At 42.0% G+C, this 607-nt stretch carries 1 protein-coding gene; it reads right to left on the reverse strand.

The genetic code is table 11. The features are described from left to right. Positions 1 to 393: 393 nt before the first annotated feature. A partial coding sequence (locus ACTHUE_RS19820) for a sodium:proton antiporter (protein ID WP_440424259.1) occupies positions 394 to 607 on the reverse strand: 214 nt, incomplete at its 5' end.

Consider the following 607-nt stretch of genomic DNA (forward strand, 5'->3'; position numbering starts at 1 on the left):
GCTCCGGTCTGCCCGCGATAGGCAGGTCTAAGCCTTTTTTTATCTTAATCATAAGGATGCGTTACTTTTTGGTGGGTTGAGATTCGGATGTCGGACTGTTTTTTTTCAGACGGCATGTAATGCTTCGAAACAAAGGATGGGCCGTCTGAAAAAAGCAGAGGTTTGCTATAAAAACAACGAATAAACGCAAACAACAAAGCTTTAGATTTTATCAGGTATAGGCTGCTTTATGTCAGTTTTACGCTTATTTTTACGGGAAAAGTGGGAAAAAAGTAGGAATGTGTAATCGAGTGTTAAGAGAAATAATTTTTAACTGATTGATATTTAAACGCTATATTTGATGATATAGCTGAAAATAAAAAAGGCCGTCTGAATTTCAGACGGCCTCTAAGTTTAAAAGAGCTGCCAAACGAAGAAAATCATCGTATGCAGGGCAAACAGCGGTACCAATACAATCACCGACCATGCCATGTAGCCGAAGAAGGAAGGCATCGGCACGCCGCGTTGTTCGGCAATGGCTTTGACCATGAAGTTCGGCGCATTACCGATATAAGTGAGCGCACCCATAAATACAGAGCCCATGGATACTGCCAGCAGCGAATGGAAC

Source organism: Neisseria sp. P0021.S005 (assembly GCF_051956955.1).